We start from the raw sequence: 17,618 nt of genomic DNA on the forward strand, positions 1-17,618 counted from the left end.
GCCGCGCCGGCCCCGAGGGTGACGGCGGCGCCGCCGAGCTCCCAGGGGAGGTCGGTGCCGCCACCGGTGGAGGCGAGCTCGGTGGTGCCGCCCGGGGCGGTCGCCGAGGCGGCTGTGGTGGTGCCGGTGGCGGCGTTCTGGACGGCGGCGGTGGTGCCGCTGACCTGGACGGTCGTGGCGGCCTGGGTCTTCGCAGCCTGGGTCATCGCGGCCTGGTCCTTGGCCGCCCGGTCCTTCGCCGCCTGGTCCTTGGCGGCCTGGTCCTTGGCGGCGACCGTGAACCGGTCGACCTCCAGGAAGTGGCGCACGCTCTCCCGGGTGCCGTGGTTCATCAGGTCGTCGACCGCGGCCTTCATCGCCGGGCCGCCCTGGTCGCCGAGCCGGGCGAGCTGCACCAGGTCGTCGGTGAACCGGGCCTCGTACTGGCCGACGGTGAGGAACTGGTGGACGTCCGCGGCGGTGCCGTCCATGGCCTTGCCCGCGGCCGCCTTCAGGCCGGGGCCGGTGCTCGGGTCGGCGATGATCCGGCTGACGGCGACCCGCTCGTCGTCCTCGCGGACCTTGTACTGGCCCACGGCGAGGAACTGGCGGACGTCGGTGATGGTGCCGTCCAGCGCCTTGCTCGCGGCCGCCTTGAGGGCGGGGCTGGAGTTCGGGTCGGAGAGGATCCGGGAGACGGCGACCCGGTCGTCGTCCTCGCGGACCTTGTACTGGCCGACGGTGAGGAACTCGTGCACGTCCGCGGCGGTGCCGTCCATGGCCTTGCTCGCCGCGGCCTTGAGGGCGGGGCTGGAGCCGGGGTCGGCGATGATCCGGGAGACGGCGACCCGCTCGTCGTCCTCGCGGACCTTGAACTGCCCCACCGTCAGGAACTGGTGGACGTCGGCGGCGGAGCCGGCCAGGGCCTGCTGCGCGGCGGCCTTCAGGGCCGGGCTGCTCGCCGGGTCGGTGAGCAGGTGCTGGACGGCGGCGCGCTCGTCGTCCTCGGCCGAGGCGGGCTGCACGTCCGGGGCCGAGGCGCTCGGCCCGGACGGGGCCGAGTCGGCGGCGTGGGCCGCGGGGGCCAGCAGCACGCCGGGCGCGACCGCGGCGACGGTGAGCAGCGCCGAGGCGCGGACGCGGGACAGCTTCATGCGTGTGGACCTACTTCCCCCGGTGAAAGATCGTTCGCAGGCACTATTAGATCACTCTTTGCGATCCCTGTGCCAAACTTTTACCTTCGCTCCGGGGTGTGTGAACGCAGCGGCCCCGCTCCCGGTCCGGGGACCGCGAGCGGGGCCGCTCTGCTCAGGCGCGGTGCAGCGTGATTGTGGTCCAGGCGCCGACGTGGATCCGGTCCCCGTCGTTCAGCGGGATCGCCGTGTGCGGCGTGACCGCCTCGGCGCCGCCGTTCATCGTGGTGCCGTTGAGCGAGTCCTGGTCGACCAGGACCCAGCTGCCGTCGGGCTGCTCGGCCAGCAGGGCGTGCTGGTGCGAGGCGCCCGGGTCCTCCGGCGGGACCGACAGGTCGATCTCCGGGATCGCGTTCTGGTTCTGCCGGCGGCGGCCGATCCGCAGCTGGCCGCGGCCGGTGATCGGGATCCGGCGCTCGGGGCAGTACGGCGGGAAGAACAGCCCCGAGGCCTCGGGGCCGCTGCGCGCCATCATGTCGGTGAAGTAGTCCCGGTCCGCGCTGACCACGGCCACCCAGGTGAACCGCACCGGCTCCGGCTGCACCGGGGTGCTCGGCGGGGCCAGGTGGAACGAGGTCTGCGGCTCGCCGACCGGGGCGGTCTGCTGCTGCGGCGGCGGGAACTGCTGGTAGGGGTCACCGCCGGCGGGGTAGGTCGGAGCCGGCGGCGGGTAGCCGTACCCGAGGTCCGGCTGGGCCACCGGGTGCGCGGGCGGCTGCGGGGCCGGCGGCGGGTAGCCGTACCCGACGGGCGGCGCGGGCGGCTGGGTCGGCACGGCCAACTCCCAGTCGTACCGGCACTCCTCGCAGAACCGCCCGGTGCGCGGCGTGCGGCAGATCGGGCAGGTGGCCAGGCCTTCGGTGGCCCCCGGGTACCCGTTCCCCAGCGGGTGGCCCTGCGGCGGCATCGGCGGCGGGGGCGGAACCGGCCCGCCGAACGATCCGGGATACCCCGAGCCAGGCGCCCCGGCAACGGCTGCCGGACGCATGGCGAGGCCGCAGTAGTCGCAGTAGTCCTCCGACTGCGACTCGTGGCCACTAGGGCAGATCGCCATCAAGTCCCCCACATCTCAGCAGGTCCGGCCCCCCAGCGGAACCAGTTTCACTTCTGCTGCCAACGATACCGAGGTGTGCGGCCGTGGTGAACGGTGGCACAGCCACGGGCAGGTCACACCCTGGTCCCAATGGCCCGGCGGCGTTAACGGGAGGCGATCGGGGCGTGAGCGGCCGGGAGCAGAGTGGTCCCCATGTCCAACCTGAGAATTCCGGCCGCCCTCGGTGCGGTGGCGGTGACGACGGCGCTCCTGGCGGGCTGTCAGTCCGACAACTCCGACAAACCCGCCGGTACGGCCGCCGCGTCGTCGGCCCCGAGCCAGGCCGCGCCGACCAGCAGCGGGCCGACGGGCGGCGACTCCGCGGCACCGGGCGACTCCGCCGGTGCGACGGGCAGCCCGGGCGCCGGCGCGGTCGTCCCCGGCTCGACCCTCAAGACCCTGCTGCCCACCGCCGCCACGCTGCCCGCCGGCTGGGCGCTGGACGGCAGCGACGGGTACGCCTTCGACACCAAGGACACGATCATGAGCCCGGGCACCCCGCTGCTGCCCGGCGAGAAGTGCACCGAGCTGACCCACGCCGGCGCGGAGAGCCTGTCGATCGACTACCGGGCGGCCTACGCCTCGATCAAGCTCAAGGACCCGAAGCAGGCCGACGTCACCGTGGTGATCGCCTCCTACCACCCGGGCGACGCGACCAAGCTGCTCGGCGAGATCACCACCCTGGCCGGCGGCTGCACGACCTACACCGCCCAGGCGATGGGCGGCGGCACCGTCCGGACCACGGTGACGGACGACCCGGTCCCCGGTCTCGGGGACCAGAGCATCGACTTCAAGAACACTCCGCAGGGCCACTACGTCGCCGAGGAGACGGTGATCGCGCGGGTCGGCGACAAGGTGCTGCTGATCGACGGCAGCGACGCCGCCGGGGCGATGCCCGACCTGCGGACGCTGGCCGGCCAACTGGCCCCCAAGCTCAAGTAGCGGGGCCCCGAAAGCGTCCGGCGCGCCGCCCGGGGAGGGGCGGCGCGCCGGACTCCGGCCTGCGCGGCGCTACTTCTTCGGCGAGACCCGCACCGTCTTGGTCGACCGGGTCTCCAGCGTCATCGAGTCGGCCTCGCTGACGTTCTGCCGGATCCGCACGGTGCCCTGCTTGACGTCCTGCACCTCGACCACGCCCTGCAGCAGCTTGAAGGTGCCCTCGTTGCCGCTCTCGTGCGCCAGCCGGACCGCCGCGCCCAGCTTGGCGGTGGCGGTGTCCAGGTCGCCGGCCCGGCGGGCCTCCAGGCCCTCCTGGATCGCCGAGGCCAGCTCGGCCTGCCCGGTGTAGTGCGCGACCTGAGGGCTGATCCGGGTGGAGGAGGCCAGGTCGTCGGTCCAGACCGCCTTGACCAGGCCCTGAGCCAGCACCTCGGTGGTGCCGTCGGGCTGCGGGAGCACCAGGCTGATCCGGGCGGCCAGCATCTCGTTGCCCACGCCCGCCGCCGGGACCTCCACGCAGACGTGGTAGTCGCGGCTCTCGTCGCCCCAGGAACCGGTCGGGTAGTCGCCGGCCCGCGGCCCGGCCTCGGCCCGGCGCTCCGTCAGGTCCTCCAGGTCCGGGGCGACCTGCTTGACGAACTTCACCGCGGCGTTGGCCGGCGTCCACACCCGCAGCGCCACGTCGGCGACCTGCTTGCCCATGGCCGCCGTCATCATCGAGCGGAAGTCGTCGGCCAGACCGGACGGCTCGGCCACGATGTCGGCGGTGCCGAGCAGCGCGGAGGAGATCCGGCGCAGCTCCGGCAGCTCCCAGTCGGTCCCCACGCCGCGGCAGTCGGCGGTGAAGTGGCCGCCGACCCGCTCCAGGGTGCGCTGCAGGTCCTCCGGCTTCTCGTGCTCGTTGCGGCCGTCGGTGAGCAGGATGCCGTGCCGGATGGCGATCTCCCGGCGGGTCAGGAACAGCTTGTCGGCCAGGGTCAGCCAGGTGCCGATCGCGGTGCCGCCGCCGGCGGTCAGCTTGCGCAGCGACTGCTTGGCCGCCTCCCGGGAGGCGGACGAGGCGATCGCCAGCTCGCCGCCGCCCGGGTAGACCTCGCGGGCCTCGTGGGTGCCGGCCACCACCGCGAAGGCCACCCCGTCGCGGATGGTGTCGATGGCGACCGCCGTGGCGTCCCGCGCGTTGCGCATCTTGGTCGGCGGGTAGTCCATCGAGCCCGAGCAGTCGACCATGATCACCACGGCGGCCTGCCCGCCGGCATCCGGACCGGCGTCGGCGGCCAGGCCCACCGGGCGCCCGCCGGTGGTGCCGCCGCCGGTGGCGGTGACGGTGACGATCGCGTTGACCTCGCGGGCGCCCTCGGCGAGGTACTCGTTCTGGAAGATGTCGGCGGTGAACCGGGGCAGGTTGGACTTGGTCAGACTGGCCATGGCCGTTGACTCCTGATGAGTGGTGAGCCGGACGATGACGGGGCCGAACTCAGCTCTGCGGCGGGAAGCTGGGCATCGGCGGAACGGCCGGAGCGGGGACGGCCGGGGCGGGCGGAACAGCCGGAGCGGGGGGAGCGGGCGGCGGCGGCACGCTCCCGAGCGGGACGGTCGGCGTGGTGCGCACCACCGGCAGGTCCAGCACGGTGTCGCTCCAGCCGCCGGCCGGATCCGGCTGGACCGGCAGCACCGCCACCGTGATGTTGTCGTGCCCGCCGGCCGCGACCGCGAAGGCGACCAGGGCCTTGGCGGCGCCCAGCGGGTCCTTCCGGGCGTCGGCGCGGACCAGGTCGGCCAGGTCGGTGGCGGCCTCGGCGTAGTTCCACAGCCCGTCGGTGCAGATCACCAGCACGCCCGGGACGTGCGGGGTGAAGGCCGCGGTGTGCGGCAGCACCTCCTCGGCGTCCGCGCCCAGCCAGCCGGTGATCGCGTGCGCCCGGGCGTCGGCGTAGGCCTCGGCCTCGGCCATCAGGCCGGCCGCGACCATGCCGGCGGCCCAGGAGTCGTCCTCGGTCAGCCGGTACGGCTCGGCGTCCTGCCGGTCGTCCGGGATCCAGTAGGCGCGGCTGTCGCCGACCCAGCCCACGGTGACCACCCCGGCGGCGGCCACCGCGCTGACGAAGGTGCAGGCGGGCGCGTTCGCGGCGTTGCCCTGCGGCGAGCCGTCGGTGGCCAGCGCGGCCACCGCGTCGGCCGCGGTCAGGATCGCCCGGCGCATCGCCGGCTCCGCCTCGGTGCCCTGCTCCAGCGCGGTGAGCAGCGCCTCGCCGGCCGTGTCGGCGGCGGTCTGCGAGGCCTCGTCCGGCCGGGCGGCCGAGGAGACCCCGTCGCAGACCACGGCGACCACGGCGGGGGAGCCGTCGGGCAGCGCGGTGGAGGCGATGGTGAAGGAGTCCTCGTTGCGGTGGTGGCGCAGGCCGCGGTCGCTGACCCCGGCCACCCCCTCGACCGCGCGCTCGACGTGGTCGCGCGGCCGCGGCTGGGAGCTGCCGCAGGCCTCGCACCAGCCGTCGGCGGCCACCGCGGCCGCGCCGCAGTGCACGCAGACGCCCGGCGCGGCCGCGCCCTCGGCGGGCGCCAGCTCGAAGTCGGCCGTGGCACCGGCACCGGCACCGGTGCTGTCGCCGGCGTCGGCCGCGGCCGGCGGCTCGGCCAGGTTGGTGCCGCAGACGCCGCAGAAGACGTCCTCGGGGTCGAGGGGCTCGTTGCAGTTCGGGCAGTTCATGCTCACACCCAGGTTCGCGGTCGGGTCCGGTTGGCCTGCTCGACCAGCCTGATCCGGTCCTGCGGCCGGTCGGCGAGGCGGGCCAGCACCCGGTAGGAGGACTCCAGCGCGAACCGCAGCTCGCGCTCGGCGCCGGCGTGGCCGAGCACCGTGACCTGCTGCCGTGCCCCGGGGGAGCCGGCCAGGGTCCAGCCCAGCGCGGCCTCCAGCACCTCCACCGAGAGCTGCTCGCGGCGCCGGTCCTCCAGCCCGAGGGCGGTCAACTGGACCGAACCGGCCGTCAGTTCGTCGGCCAGCGGCTCCTGCGGGGAGCGCGCCCGGAGCCGGGCGCGGATCGCCGCGATCCGGGCGGCGGTGTAGTGGGTGGAGGTCTCCGGGACCGACTCCAGGGCCAGCACCGCGGCCGGCCGGTCGGCGGCCGCCAGGCTCACCCGGGCCAGGCCGAAGGCGGCGGAGACGAAGGTGTGGTCGGTCGACCAGACCAGCCGGTAGAACTCGGCCGCGTCCTCGCCCTGGCCGAGCAGCTCGGCGCAGACGGCCAGCGCCAGCTTGGGCGCGATCTCGCCGGGGAAGGCGTCGTAGATCGCGTCGAAGGCCTCGGCGGCGGACTCGGTCAGCGCCCGGACCTGGGCCGGCTCGCCGACCGCGCCGGCGTGCGTCAGCCGGGCCAGGCCCTGGTACCAGACCACCCGCCAGTCGCCCGGCTGGTCCACCGCCAGCTGGGCCAGCGCCTGCTCGGCGTCCGAGTGCCGGCCCAGCTCCAGCAGCGCGCGCAGCACCCGCAGCCGGCGCTCCACCGACTCCACCGGGGCGGTCTCCAACGCGGCCAGCGCGTCGGCCGGACGGGTCGTCATCAGCGCGGCCAGGAAACCGGCGTTGGCGTCGCCCGGGTCCACCCGGGGCACCGGCAGGGCGAGCGCGGCGGCGGCCGCGTCCAGCCGGGCCATCGCCGGCACGCCGGGGGCGAGCGGCTGACCGTCCGTCACCAGCTCCGTGTCCACCACCCGCAGTTCGGGGCCGAACAGGGTGGACACCGCCGGGCGGGGCTGGCCGTCGCCGATCGCCAGGATCTCCCGCAGCACGCCGGTCAGCTGGTCGGCCATCTCCTCGGCCGAGGCGAAGCGGCGGCGCGGGTCCGGGTCGGTGGCGCGCACCAGGAGCCGGTAGAACGACTCGTAGGTGGCGAAGACCTCGACCTGCTCCGGGCCGGGCAGCTCGTACTGGTAGGTGGTGCCGTAGCCCTGGAAGTCGAAGGTGAGCACGGCCAGGGTGCGGGCGACCGTGTAGAGGTCGGAGGCCGGGGACGGACCCTCGGTGGCGATCTCGGGCGCCTGGTAGCCGACGGTGCCGAAGATCGGGCCGTCGTCGTCGAACCGGCGCACCGCGCCCATGTCGATGATCGTGAGCGTGTCCTCGCTCTGGATCACGTTGTCGATCTTGAAGTCGCAGTACACCAGGCCGCGGCTGTGCAGGTAGCCCAGGGCCGGCAGCGCCTCCAGGGCGTAGGCGATCGCCTGCTCCACCCGGAGCGGGTCGCGCCGGCCGTCCGGGGTGCGGCGCTCGTTGGCGATGTCCTTCAGCGACTTGCCGCCGACGTACTCCATGACGATGTAGCCGTCCGTGGAGCCGGTCTTCAGGTCCGGGTGCTCGGCGAAGTTGATGATGCCGACGATGTTCGGGTGCTTCACCTCGGCCAGGAACCGCCGCTCGGCGATGGCCACCGCGAGCGCGTCCTCGTCGCCGGTGTCCAGCAGGCCCTTCAGCACCACCCAGCGGTCGTTGACCCGGCGGTCCACCGCCAGGTAGATCCAGCCCAGGCCGCCGTGCGCCAGGCAGCCCATCACCTCGTACTGGCCGCCGATCATGTCGCCGCGCTGCAGCTTGGGGCTGAACGAGTACTGCTGCCCGCACTGGGTGCAGAACCCCTCCGGGCGGCCCGGACGGTCGCCCTTGGTGCGGCCCACCGGGGCGTCGCACTTGGAGCAGAACCGCTTGCGCTCGGCCACCTCGGGGTTGGCCAGCACCGCGGCGGCCGGGTCGGCCTTGGGCACCGGCGGGACCGCCACCAGGCCGGCGCCGAGCCGACTGCGGGTGACGGCCTGGCCGCTGGCGCGCGAGGAGTTGACCGTGATCGAGCCGCGGGTGCCGGTCCGGGTGGAGCGGTGCGAGCGGGACCGGCCGGACATCGAACGGGCCGAGCCGGTGCGGCCGGACCGGATCGAGCCGGACCGGACCGACGAGGAGTCGGGCGCCGACCGGGCGGGCGGGACCAGCGGTGCGGCGGCGCCCTCCGGGGCCAGGCCGCACTCGTCGCAGAAGCCGTCCGCGTCGATGGTGCCGGTGCAGCCCGACCGGGCGCAGCGGCTGCCGGCCGCCGGTCCGCCGGCACCCGTCGCCCCGGTGGCACCGGAGGCAGCGGCCCCGCCCACCGGCGTCAGGCCGCACTCGTCGCAGAAGCCGTCCGCGTCAATGGTGCCGGAGCACCCCGGACGTCCACATGCCTCGCCCATGGCTCTCAATCCCCCTGTCCGTCGTACCGCCGCGCGTCCTGCGGGCCCGCCGCGGGTCGCAACGCCTGTTGGAACCTGGCCACCGCCGCTGCCGCCGCCCGCAGGTCGCACGGGGCGCTCCACAGCAGCCAACGGGCCTTCTCGTAACGCTCGATCACCTCGGGGTCCTCGGCGACCCCGAGTCGGGCGGCCATCGCCTTGTAGGCGTCCAGCCGGCCGCGCAGTTCGGCCCGGACCGCGAGCGGGGCGGTCACCTCGGTGAGCGAGGCCCGGGCCCGCTGCAGTTCTTGGGCGGACTGCTCCTCCAGCGCGTCCAGCAGCGGCGCCAGCCGGTGCCAGAGGCCCTGTTGGCGCAGCTCGGCGGCCTGGTGCAGACCGTCGCGCAGGGTGCCGGAGGGGCCGGGCACGGCCGGCACCTCGGTGGCGGCGATCTTGGCCAGCACCTCGCCGCGGGCCTGCCGGGCCTCGCCCAGCGTCGCGTCCGCGCGGTGCAGCAGGTCGGCGACCTGGTGCAGCCGCTCGTCCGCCTCGTCGCGCAGCCGCAGCAACTGCTCCAGCTCGACCCGTATGCCGTCCAGCTCGCGGCCGGCCCGGTCGAACCGCTCGGTGTCCACCGCACCGGCCGCCGCGGCCTGCGCGGCCGCCACGGTGGTCGGCGACTCGTGGCCGCGCTGCGAGGGCACCCGGGCCGGGCGCCAGAGCGCCAGCGGGTCGGCCAGCACCTCGGCCCGCAGCTCGGTCAGCTGCTGCTCCAGTCGGGCCAGGTCGTCACCCAGCGGGTGCGCACCGGCCCGCACGCCCACCGAGCCGGCCAGGGTGGCCACCCGGCGCAGCTCGGCCAGCAGCAGGTCGATCCGGGCCGGCAGCGCCGACCAGACCGCGTCCGCCGCGCTGACCACCTCCAGTACGGTGGCGTACCAGGCGTTCATCCGGTCCATCAGCTCGGCCAGGCTGACCTGCTCGACCAACCGGGCGGGGCCGGCCAGTTGGCGGGCCGCGTCGGGCAGCTGGGCGCCCGAGACGGTGACCGCCCGGCCGCGCAGCAGCTCGCTGAGCTCGGCCAGCTCCGGGGAGCTGGGCCGCACCCGGCGGGAGCGGACCGCGCGGGCCGAGGCCAGCGCCTCGGAGTAGCGGTCGAAGAAGGTCCACAGCAGGCTCAGGCCCTGGGACGCGACCTGCCAGCGCTCCTCGGTCCGGCCCGAGAGCGCGGCGCCCTCCAACAGGCGCCGGCCCGGGTGGTCCTGGAGCGCGAGCAGCGCGGACTCCACGGCCTCGCGCTCGGCGCTCAGCCGGGTCAGCTCGCGGTCCACCTCCTCCCGGCTCAGCACCGGGCCAGCGGATCCGGTCAACGCCACGCCCTTCCCCTCCTGTGTTCCCTCGGTCGCGTACTACGGCAGGTAGGTGGCCGGCGGCGGCACCGCGCCCTTGCCGAGGTAGTCCTCCAACCAGTGGTGGTAGCTGTCCTGCCAGCCGCCGTGCCGGTAGTCCTCCAGCACCGCGTTCACCCGGGCCACCAGGTCCGGCGAGTTCTTGTTGATGGCGACGCCGTAGGGCTCGTCGGTGAGGGAGGGGCCGATCACCTCGACGGTCGGGTCCTGGGCCGCCTGGCCCACCGCGATCGCGTTGTCGGTCAGCGTGGCGTCCACCTGGCCCAGCTGCATCAGCACCAGGCAGTCGAGCGCGTTGCCCACCTTGGTCAGGCTCGCCTGGCCGCGGGAGTTCTTCTCCAGGTAGTCCTGCGCGGTGGAGGAGTCCGCCACGCACACCCGCTTCCCCTTCAACGCGTCGTCAACCGTCTTGGCGTGGGCCGCCTTGGGCACCACGACCTGCTGGCCGGCCTGGAAGTACACGGAGGAGAAGGCCACGTCGTTGAGGCGCGCGCAGGTGATCGTCATGGTACGCGCGATCACGTCGACCGAACCGTTCTTGATGGCATCGATGCGCTTGGCGGTCGGCACCATCTTGAACTGCACCTTGTTGGGGTCGCCCAGGACGGCCTTGGCGATCGCGTGCACGATGTCGATGTCGAAGCCCTCGAGCTGGCCGGTGGCCGGGTCGCGGAAGCCCCACCGGTAGCTGTTCTGGTCCACGCCGGCGATCAGCACGCCGCGGCGCTTGATCGCGCTGACCGCGGGGCCGGACTCGTCGGTGCTGGGGCGCAGGCTCTTGGTCGGGTCGCAGCTCGGGGTGTCGGTGAGCGCGGCGGCCCGCACCGCCGTGGGGCGGTCGCTCGCCGGGACCGGGGCGGCCTCGGCGCTGGTCAGCGCGAGCGGGGTGACCAGGGCGGTGGCCAGCAGGGCGGTGCGGAAGCGGCGCATGCGGAGGCTCTTGGGGTAGGTGGTCATCGGTACTCCGCCAGGCGACGGTTGAGGCCGGTCAGCACGCCGGCCGCGGCCAGCAGCGCCAGCACGCCGGCCGCGAAGGTCACCGGCACGGTGGCGTCCCGGCCGTCCTTGGCCGCGCTCAGGAACTCGGCCTGCTCGGCCTTGACCGCGCGGGCCAGGTCCTGGTCCAGGCTCTGGTAGACCGGCTGCGAGCTGTCCGCGCCGGTGCCGACGGTGGCGTCGAGGGCGCCCTGGTAGTCGCCGGCGTCGTTCTTGGCGTTGGCCGCGTCGTGCTTCTGGGTCCAGACGGTGAACTGGTCGCGGGCCTGCTTGATCGAGTCGGCCGCACCGCCCGGGGCCAGCTGCTGGGCCTTGGCCAGTGCGGTGTTGTCGGCCTTGTTGGCGCTGGTCCACTGGTCCGCGTAGGCGGTGGTGGAGCCGCGGGCCACCAGGTTGAGGTTCTCCGCGGTGCGGGCCTGCAGCGAGTCGGTGCGGGCCAGGTTGAGCGCCTGCAGCGGGGTGGCGCCGCGGCTCTTGCTCTGGTCCAGCGAGGAGTTGGCGCTCAGCACGCCGGTGCTCAGCCAGGCCAGGGTGACCAGCACCGCGGCGGTGGCGGCCAGCAGGCCGGGGTTGAGCACCCGGTTGGTCCGGCGGTACAGCATCAGCTGCACCCAGACCAGCGCGGCCAGGACCAGCAGGCCGAAGCCGTAGGAGACCCAGGGGGTGGACTCGGCGTCCTGGTAGTCGTGGTCCAGCCGGGTCAGCTCGGTGTCGGAGAGCTTCTGGGCCTCCGGCAGCAGCTGGGTCTGCATCATGTTCGAGGCGTAGCGCAGGTAGGCGGCGCCCAGCGGCAGGCCCTGGCGGTCGTCGGCCCGGGCGGTCTCCACCAGGCCGGCGTAGACCGGCAGCTGCTGGTTGAGCTGGGAGACCAGGGTCTGCGCCTGGTCGGAGCCGTTGGACTGGGCGGCGGCCTGGGTGAGCAGCTGGGTCGCGTTGGCCAGGTCGTCCTGGTAGCGCTGGCGCACGTCGTGCGGCTCGGAGCCGGCCAGCAGGAAGCCGGCCGCGGCGGTGGTGTCCGCGTCGGCGAGCGAGCGGTAGATCTCGGCCGCGTTCTGGCTCAGCGGCTGACTGTGCGTCACCACCTGGTCGGCGGCCGCGGTGCGGTCGTTGACCTCCCAGCCGGTGACCGCGCCCAGGCCCAGCACCAGTACGGTCAGCACGGCGGCGGCCAGCCGCAGCCGGCCGGGGGCGGTGTCGGCGGTCCGGCGCAGGCGGGCGACGAGGCCGGTGGCGGGGGCCTTGGTGGTCGCGACCGCGGGCTGCGGCAGGGCCTGTTCGACGGCCGGCCCGAACCCGGGCGCGGCCGGGCCGAACCCCGGCGTGCCCTGGCTGCTGACCGGCGCGCCCGGCGGCGACTGCGCCGGCAGGTACGCCGGCGGTGCTGCGTTGCGCTGTTCTGGTGTCGCCACCCGCCCCACCCTCCCCTGTGGCCGCCCGGTGCGTGGCGGCCGATGCCTGCAGTATGGCCAACCCGTCCGACGGCCACACGCGGTTTGCGGTGCTCCTGAGCAACCGCCGAACCATGGTCACCACGGCCCGGCGGGTCCAAGACGCGAGGCGTACCCTATGCGGTTCCGCCGCGCGGCGCTGCGGGTGGGGCCGGGTCGGCGGCCCGGACGACCCCGGGGGCCGGTCCGGTGATCGACTCCGGTTCGGCGATGATGGCCGGATGCACATCTCCGCAGCTTCCGGCTACCACGGTCCGCCGCCCTGGCAGTGGGCCGACCTGGCGACCTCCTGGACCCTGGAACCGGTCGTCCTCGCGCTGTCGGTGCTGGCCGGCGGCGGCTACCTGCTCGGGGTGCGCCGACTGGCCCGGGCCGGCACCCGCTGGCAGCCGACCCGGACCGCGGCCTTCCTCGGCGGACTGGCCCTGTGGCTCTGGCTGACCTGCTCGGGGATCGGGGTGTACGAGCGGATCCTGTTCACCGACCGCGCGGTGCAGGTGGTGCTGCTGCTGATGGTGGTGCCGCTGCTGCTGGCCCTGGGCGCACCCGTCTCGCTGCTGGTGGAGGCCTCGCCGCCGCAGCGGCAGGAGCGGATCCTGCGGGCGCTGCGCAGCGGTCCGTCCAAGCTGCTGATGTTCCCCGCGGTCTCCACCGTGCTGCTGATGGCGCCGCCGTGGCTGCTCTACTTCACCCCCTGGTACGAGAAGTCGCTCAGCAGCGGCGCCTGGAACATCGGGCTGCACGTCTCGCTGGTGGCGCTGGGCCTGGCGTACTTCTGGCCGCGGCTGCAGCTGGACCCGGTGGGGCGCGAGTACCCGCACCTGGTCGGACTGTTCATCACCTTCGCCGAGGTGATCTTCGACGCCGGCCTGGGCATCGTGCTGATCTACGGCGGGCACCTGGTGGCCGGGCACTACTACGTCGCGCTGGACCGCCCGTGGGGGCCGAGCCCGGCGCAGGACCAGACCTGGGGCGGCAACGCGCTCTGGGTGCTCGGCGACCTGGTCGGCCTGCCGTTCCTGGCGGCGCTGGTCCGGCGCATGATCGTGCAGGGCCGGGAGGAGACCGCCCGGGTCGACGCCGAGCTGGACCGGCAGTACGCGGCCGTGGCGGCCGCGGTCCCGGCCGGCGGCGAGCCGGAGCCGGAGGAGGGCATGCGGCCCTGGTGGCTGGACGACCCCAACCTGAAGCACCGCTACGGGGGGTGAGGGGGCGGCGGCCTACCATGGCGGCATGCAGCTGAACGGAACCGTGACCGCCGACCGACCGCTCCTGGTGCTCGCCGTGGCCGAGGAGGCCGCCCACCTGGACGGCGACCTGCCCGTCCTGCTGACCGGCATGGGCAAGGTGAACGCCGCCGCCGCGCTGGCCACCGTGCTGGCGGGCGGGCCGAAGCCGTCCGCGGTGGTCAACCTGGGCACGGCGGGGGCGCTGCGGCCCGGGCTGGACGGCCGCACCCACGAGATCGGCACCGTGCTCCAGCACGACCTGGACGCCCGGGTGCTCCGGCTGCTGACCGGCCGGGCGGTCGGCGAGCCGCTGGAGCTGGCCGCGGACGGGCCGGTGCTGGCCACCGGCGACCTGTTCGTCTCCGACCCGGTGGCCCGCGACCGCCTCGCGGAGCAGGCGCACCTGGTGGACATGGAGGGGTACGCGCTGGCCTCGGTCGCCCGCCGGGCCGGGGTGCCGGTGCGGCTGGTCAAGCACGTCAGCGACGAGGCCGGCGAGGGCGCGGACCGGGTGTGGCGGGAGACCGTGGACGACTGCGCGAAGGTGCTCGCGCAGTGGGTGCGCGAGCACCTGTGACCGCCGCCGCGGTCAGGCGCCGCCGGCGGTGACGATCGCGTCGGTGACGAAGCCCGCCATGATGCCGGCCAGGATCATCCAGGTGGTCAGCTCCTTGAGCGCGGCGCGGCGGGCCACCGCGAGCAGCTCGATCACCACGTAGAGGATCGAGCCGGCGGCCAGCGCCAGGAAGGCGATGCTCAGGTAGTCGTTGACCAGGTGCTGGCCGACCAGGGTGCCGACGAAGGTCGGGCCGCCGCCGATCAGGCCGAGCAGCGCCAGGCTGCCCCAGGACGGGCGGGTGCCCTCGGCGGCCATCGGGGCCACGATGCCGAAGCCCTCGGTCGCGTTGTGCAGGCCGAAGCCGATGATCAGCAGGACGGCCAGCGAGATCTCGCCCTGCGCGGCGGAGTTGCCGATCGCCAGGCCCTCGGCGAAGTTGTGCAGCCCGATGCCGACCGCGATCATCATCGCCAGGCTCGCCGCGCCCTGCTGGACGCCCGCGGCCGCCCGGCGGCGGGCGTTCCAGCGGTCGTAGTAGACCAGCCCGACCAGGCCGATCCCCAGACCGACCGCCAGTACCGCGGCGCCGGCCACCGCCGTGCCCCAGTGCTTGTCGGAGAGCGCCTTGTCGGTCGGCTCCCAGGCGTGCGACAGCACGTCCCAGACCAGGAAGACCAGGATCCCGATGGCGAGCGCGTTCAGGCCCGCGCGCAGCCGGGGCGCGGGATTGCGCAGCCGGCCGATCGGCAGCCCGAGGTAGATGGTGAAACCGGCGATGGCCCCGAGCAGGGCAATCTGACCGCTCGACATGAGGTCGCTCCGGGGGAGTCGGATGGAGGGTGACGACCCGCAGACCTTAGGGCAGGCTAAGCTCACTGAACAAGCCCTGCAGGGGTGCGGACCGGTGCACGGGGTCGCACCGCCCCCTTGAACCCCGCCGGCGGGCGCTCCTAGGCTCGGGTGCGTGATCGCCGACGACGCCTCCGCCGCTCCGCGCCCCGACCACCGCCCGCCCGGCACCGAGGCCGACGAGGGAACCACGCTGCTGGCCTTCCTGGACTACCTGCGCGAGTCGGTGGCGGCCAAGCTGGTCGGCCTGACGGACGAGCAGGCGCGCACGCCCGGGGTGCGTTCCGGAACCAGCCCGGCGTGGCTGGTGAAGCACCTGGCGGCGGTGGAGCGGAACTGGTTCGTCTGGGCGTTCGCGGGCGAGGGGGAGCGGATCGACGACCAGGCCGCGGTGACCCCGGCGGACACGGTGGCCTCGCTCCTGGCGGAGTACCGCGCAGCCGTGGCGTCGGCCGACGCAGTGGTGCGGCGGTGCACGGACCTCGCCGCCCCCGGGGCCCGTTCGCTCCGGGAGACGCCGGCGCCCTCGATGCGGTGGGTACTGGTGCACATGGTCGAGGAGACGGCCCGCCACGCCGGGCACGCCGACATCCTGCGCGAGCAGCTGGACGGGGCCGTCGGGCGCTAATTCGGGGGCGGGCGCGGGCGGGCTTCGGACAGACTGCCCTGCCATGGAGAACCCGCAGGTGCCGCACCGCCAGATCCGCGCCGTCCACACCGGGGAGACGGTGACGGTCTACCAGGCCTACGCTCCCGAGATCGGCGACCACGCGATCGAGCACGGCCGGTTCCCGGAGAGCTGGAGCCGGTCCCGGATGACCTGGGTGAAGCCGAGCTTCTGCTGGATGATGTACCGCAGCGGCTGGGGTTCGAAAGCCGGCCAGGAGCGGGTACTGGCCCTGGAGATCAGCCGGGCCGGCTTCGACTCGGCCCTGGAGCAGGCCTGCCTGTCCTCGTACCACCGCGAGACCCACGGCTCGCGCGAGGAGTGGTCGGCGCGGCTGCGGGAGTCCCCGGTGCGGGTCCAGTGGGACCCGGAGCGGGACCTCACGCTGTCCGAACTCCCCCACCGTTCGCTCCAACTGGGCCTCACCGGCCGGGCGACCCGGGACTACGCGGACCACTGGCTGCGCACCGTGCGCGACGTGACACCGCTGGCCCACCGGGTGCGCGCGCTGCTGCGCTCCGGGGACGGCGCGGCGGCCCGGGCGCTGGTGCCGGCCGAGCTGCCGTACCCGGTGACGCCCGCCGTGGCCCACCGGCTCCGGATGGTCTGAGCACACCGGTCCGGCGGCCGGGGGACGACCCCGGGATAATCGTTTGCCCGTGGTCACGGCGCCGGTGACACTGCCTCCATGCCACCCCGGGAACCCGCCGCGGAACTCCGCGCCCTCGCCCACCTGCTGCGCCTTCGCGGGTTCGTGGGCACGTGACGACTCCGCTGCGGCACAAGCCGTTCCGCCAGCTGGCCGGTGGGCGGGCGTTCGCCGTGCTGGCCAACTCGATGGCGCCGGTGGCGCTCTCCTTCGCGGTGCTGGACCTCACCGGGTCGGCGACCGACCTCGGGCTGGTGGTCGGCGCCCGGTCGCTGGCCAACGTGGCGGCGCTGCTGTTCGGCGGGGTGCTGGCCGACCGGTGGCCGCGGGCCCTGATCCTGCAGGGGACGGCCTTCGGATCGGCCCTGGTGCAGGGGCTGCTGGCGCTGACCGTGCTGACCCACGCGGCCTCGCTGCCACTGCTGATCGGGCTCAGCCTGGCCACCGGGGTGCTGGCGGCGCTCTCGCTGCCGGCCGCGGGGGCGCTGCTGCCGCAGACGGTGCCCGCCGAGGAGCTGCGACCGGCCAACGCCGTCTCCCGGGTCGGCTCCAACATCGGTCTGATCGCCGGCAGTTCACTGGGCGGGGTGCTGGCTGCGGCGGTCGGCCCGGGCTGGGCGCTGGCGGTGGACGCGGTGGCGCTGCTCGCGGCGGCGGGCTGCTACCTGGGGGTGCGGCTGCCCGCCGGGCCGGCCGCCGCGGTGCCGGCCGGCACCGGTCCGCTGGCCGAACTGCGCGAAGGCTGGCGCGAGTTCGTCTCCCGCACCTGGGTCTGGGTGGTGGTGCTGCAGTTCATGGTGGTCAACGCCGCCGACTCCGGCGCGATCTCGGTGCTGGGCCCGGGCATCGCCAACGCGACGATCGGGCGCACCGCGTGGGGCCTGGTGCTGGCCGCGCAGATGGTCGGTGCGGTGCTGGCCGGCCTGCTGGTGGTGCGGCTGCGGATCCGGCGGGCACTGCTGGTCGGGGTGGCCTCGGTGCTGGTCTCGGCGCTGCCGGTGCTGGCCCTGGCCGAGCGGCCGGGTGCGGCGGTGCTGGCGCTCAGCACCCTGCTGACCGGCTTCGCGGTGGAGTTCTTCGCCGTGGCCTGGGACCTGTCGCTGCAGCAGAACGTGCCGGCCGAGAAGCTGGCCCGGGTGTACTCCTTCGACGCGCTGGGGTCCTTCCTGGCGCTGCCGCTGGGCGAGATGGCGATCGGGCCGGTGGCCCACCGGTTCGGCGACCGCGCGACGCTGCTCGCGGCGGCCGGTCTGATCGTGCTGGCCACCTGCGCGGCGCTGACCTGCCGGTCGATCCGCACCCTGGTGGTGCGCGAGGACGGCGCCGGGTCCACCGTAGAGCCGGCGCCCGCAGCCGCGGTCTGACGCACCGTCACCACCGTGTCGGCGGGCGGGGAGCGCCCCCACAAG

Annotated in this window: 15 protein-coding genes; 6 read left to right on the forward strand and 9 right to left on the reverse strand. The window is 74.6% G+C overall.

The window, feature by feature from the left end; translation table 11 throughout:
• Positions 1–1,133: ALF repeat-containing protein (locus ACFW1A_RS25535; protein ID WP_380412219.1), on the reverse strand; the 1,133-nt coding region annotated here is incomplete at its 3' end.
• 154 nt (positions 1,134–1,287) lie between these two features.
• The gene (locus ACFW1A_RS25540) at positions 1,288–2,079 is read right to left on the reverse strand and encodes an FHA domain-containing protein (RefSeq protein WP_380412222.1); all 792 of its coding nucleotides are present in this window, start codon (positions 2,077–2,079) and stop codon (positions 1,288–1,290) included.
• Positions 2,080–2,418: 339 nt separating this feature from the next.
• Between ACFW1A_RS25540 and ACFW1A_RS25545 the strand changes: the two genes are divergently transcribed.
• Positions 2,419–3,207 carry a hypothetical protein gene (locus tag ACFW1A_RS25545; protein ID WP_380412225.1) on the forward strand — a complete coding sequence of 263 codons (789 nt, stop codon included), beginning with the start codon at positions 2,419–2,421 and terminating at the stop codon, positions 3,205–3,207.
• Between the two features lie 69 nt (positions 3,208–3,276).
• On the opposite strand, the gene ACFW1A_RS25550 is transcribed toward ACFW1A_RS25545, so the two are convergent.
• The 6 genes from ACFW1A_RS25550 to ACFW1A_RS25575 are packed head-to-tail and all read right to left on the reverse strand — an operon-like array spanning position 3,277 to position 12,217.
• The gene (locus tag ACFW1A_RS25550) at positions 3,277–4,632 is read right to left on the reverse strand and encodes a VWA domain-containing protein (RefSeq protein WP_380412228.1); all 1,356 of its coding nucleotides are present in this window, start codon (positions 4,630–4,632) and stop codon (positions 3,277–3,279) included.
• Between the two features lie 49 nt (positions 4,633–4,681).
• Positions 4,682–5,914: a PP2C family serine/threonine-protein phosphatase gene (locus tag ACFW1A_RS25555; RefSeq protein WP_380412231.1), complete on the reverse strand. Its 1,233-nt coding sequence runs from the start codon at positions 5,912–5,914 to the stop codon at positions 4,682–4,684.
• Between the two features lie 2 nt (positions 5,915–5,916).
• Positions 5,917–8,424, reverse strand: a complete 2,508-nt coding sequence (locus ACFW1A_RS25560) for a tetratricopeptide repeat protein (protein ID WP_380412234.1) — start codon at positions 8,422–8,424, stop codon at positions 5,917–5,919.
• A gap of 5 nt (positions 8,425–8,429) precedes the next feature.
• Positions 8,430–9,779, reverse strand: a complete 1,350-nt coding sequence (locus ACFW1A_RS25565) for a hypothetical protein (protein ID WP_380412237.1) — start codon at positions 9,777–9,779, stop codon at positions 8,430–8,432.
• Between the two features lie 33 nt (positions 9,780–9,812).
• Complete coding sequence (locus ACFW1A_RS25570; RefSeq protein ID WP_380412240.1) at positions 9,813–10,769, reverse strand: glutamate ABC transporter substrate-binding protein; 957 nt, start codon at positions 10,767–10,769, stop codon at positions 9,813–9,815.
• Entirely contained in the window at positions 10,766–12,217 is a 1,452-nt protein-coding gene (locus tag ACFW1A_RS25575) for a hypothetical protein (RefSeq protein ID WP_380412243.1), read from the reverse strand. The genes ACFW1A_RS25570 and ACFW1A_RS25575 overlap by 4 nt, the downstream gene beginning before the upstream one ends.
• Positions 12,218–12,477: 260 nt before the next feature.
• Between ACFW1A_RS25575 and ACFW1A_RS25580 the strand changes: the two genes are divergently transcribed.
• Positions 12,478–13,464 carry a cytochrome c oxidase assembly protein gene (locus ACFW1A_RS25580; protein WP_380412246.1) on the forward strand — a complete coding sequence of 329 codons (987 nt, stop codon included), beginning with the start codon at positions 12,478–12,480 and terminating at the stop codon, positions 13,462–13,464.
• 25 nt (positions 13,465–13,489) lie between these two features.
• Positions 13,490–14,062, forward strand: coding sequence for a nucleosidase (locus ACFW1A_RS25585; protein WP_380412249.1), 573 nt, complete (start codon positions 13,490–13,492; stop codon positions 14,060–14,062).
• A gap of 12 nt (positions 14,063–14,074) precedes the next feature.
• Here ACFW1A_RS25585 and ACFW1A_RS25590 read toward each other — a convergent pair whose 3' ends face one another.
• A complete protein-coding gene (locus ACFW1A_RS25590; RefSeq protein WP_380412252.1) occupies positions 14,075–14,854 on the reverse strand; it encodes a ZIP family metal transporter in 780 nt (259 codons plus the stop codon).
• A 154-nt stretch (positions 14,855–15,008) separates the two neighbouring features.
• Here ACFW1A_RS25590 and ACFW1A_RS25595 point away from each other — a divergent pair, with 154 nt between their 5' ends.
• The 3 genes from ACFW1A_RS25595 (at position 15,009) to ACFW1A_RS25605 (ending at position 17,573) form a co-directional block, all read left to right on the forward strand.
• Complete coding sequence (locus ACFW1A_RS25595; RefSeq protein WP_380412255.1) at positions 15,009–15,521, forward strand: DinB family protein; 513 nt, start codon at positions 15,009–15,011, stop codon at positions 15,519–15,521.
• Positions 15,522–15,564: 43 nt separating this feature from the next.
• Positions 15,565–16,170, forward strand: a complete 606-nt coding sequence (locus tag ACFW1A_RS25600; protein ID WP_380412258.1) for a DUF4291 domain-containing protein — start codon at positions 15,565–15,567, stop codon at positions 16,168–16,170.
• 152 nt (positions 16,171–16,322) lie between these two features.
• Positions 16,323–17,573: an MFS transporter gene (locus tag ACFW1A_RS25605; protein ID WP_380412261.1), complete on the forward strand. Its 1,251-nt coding sequence runs from the start codon at positions 16,323–16,325 to the stop codon at positions 17,571–17,573.
• The last annotated feature ends 45 nt before the right edge of the window (positions 17,574–17,618 follow it).

It is taken from the genome of Kitasatospora sp. NPDC058965 (genome assembly GCF_042741245.1).
Taxonomy (GTDB): Bacteria; Actinomycetota; Actinomycetes; order Streptomycetales; family Streptomycetaceae; genus Kitasatospora.

What these genes read in the sequence shown, in the direction of transcription:
- ACFW1A_RS25590 (WP_380412252.1), bottom strand. Translation starts at nt 14,854, where the DNA reads ATGTCGAGCGGTCAGATTGCCCTGCTCGGGGCCATCGCCGGTTTCACC.
- ACFW1A_RS25560 (WP_380412234.1), bottom strand. Translation starts at nt 8,424, where the DNA reads ATGGGCGAGGCATGTGGACGTCCGGGGTGCTCCGGCACCATTGACGCG.
- ACFW1A_RS25540 (WP_380412222.1), bottom strand. Translation starts at nt 2,079, where the DNA reads ATGCCGCCGCAGGGCCACCCGCTGGGGAACGGGTACCCGGGGGCCACC.
- ACFW1A_RS25585 (WP_380412249.1), top strand. Translation starts at nt 13,490, where the DNA reads ATGCAGCTGAACGGAACCGTGACCGCCGACCGACCGCTCCTGGTGCTC.
- ACFW1A_RS25550 (WP_380412228.1), bottom strand. Translation starts at nt 4,632, where the DNA reads ATGGCCAGTCTGACCAAGTCCAACCTGCCCCGGTTCACCGCCGACATC.
- ACFW1A_RS25600 (WP_380412258.1), top strand. Translation starts at nt 15,565, where the DNA reads ATGGAGAACCCGCAGGTGCCGCACCGCCAGATCCGCGCCGTCCACACC.
- ACFW1A_RS25570 (WP_380412240.1), bottom strand. Translation starts at nt 10,769, where the DNA reads ATGACCACCTACCCCAAGAGCCTCCGCATGCGCCGCTTCCGCACCGCC.
- ACFW1A_RS25555 (WP_380412231.1), bottom strand. Translation starts at nt 5,914, where the DNA reads ATGAACTGCCCGAACTGCAACGAGCCCCTCGACCCCGAGGACGTCTTC.
- ACFW1A_RS25545 (WP_380412225.1), top strand. Translation starts at nt 2,419, where the DNA reads ATGTCCAACCTGAGAATTCCGGCCGCCCTCGGTGCGGTGGCGGTGACG.
- ACFW1A_RS25580 (WP_380412246.1), top strand. Translation starts at nt 12,478, where the DNA reads ATGCACATCTCCGCAGCTTCCGGCTACCACGGTCCGCCGCCCTGGCAG.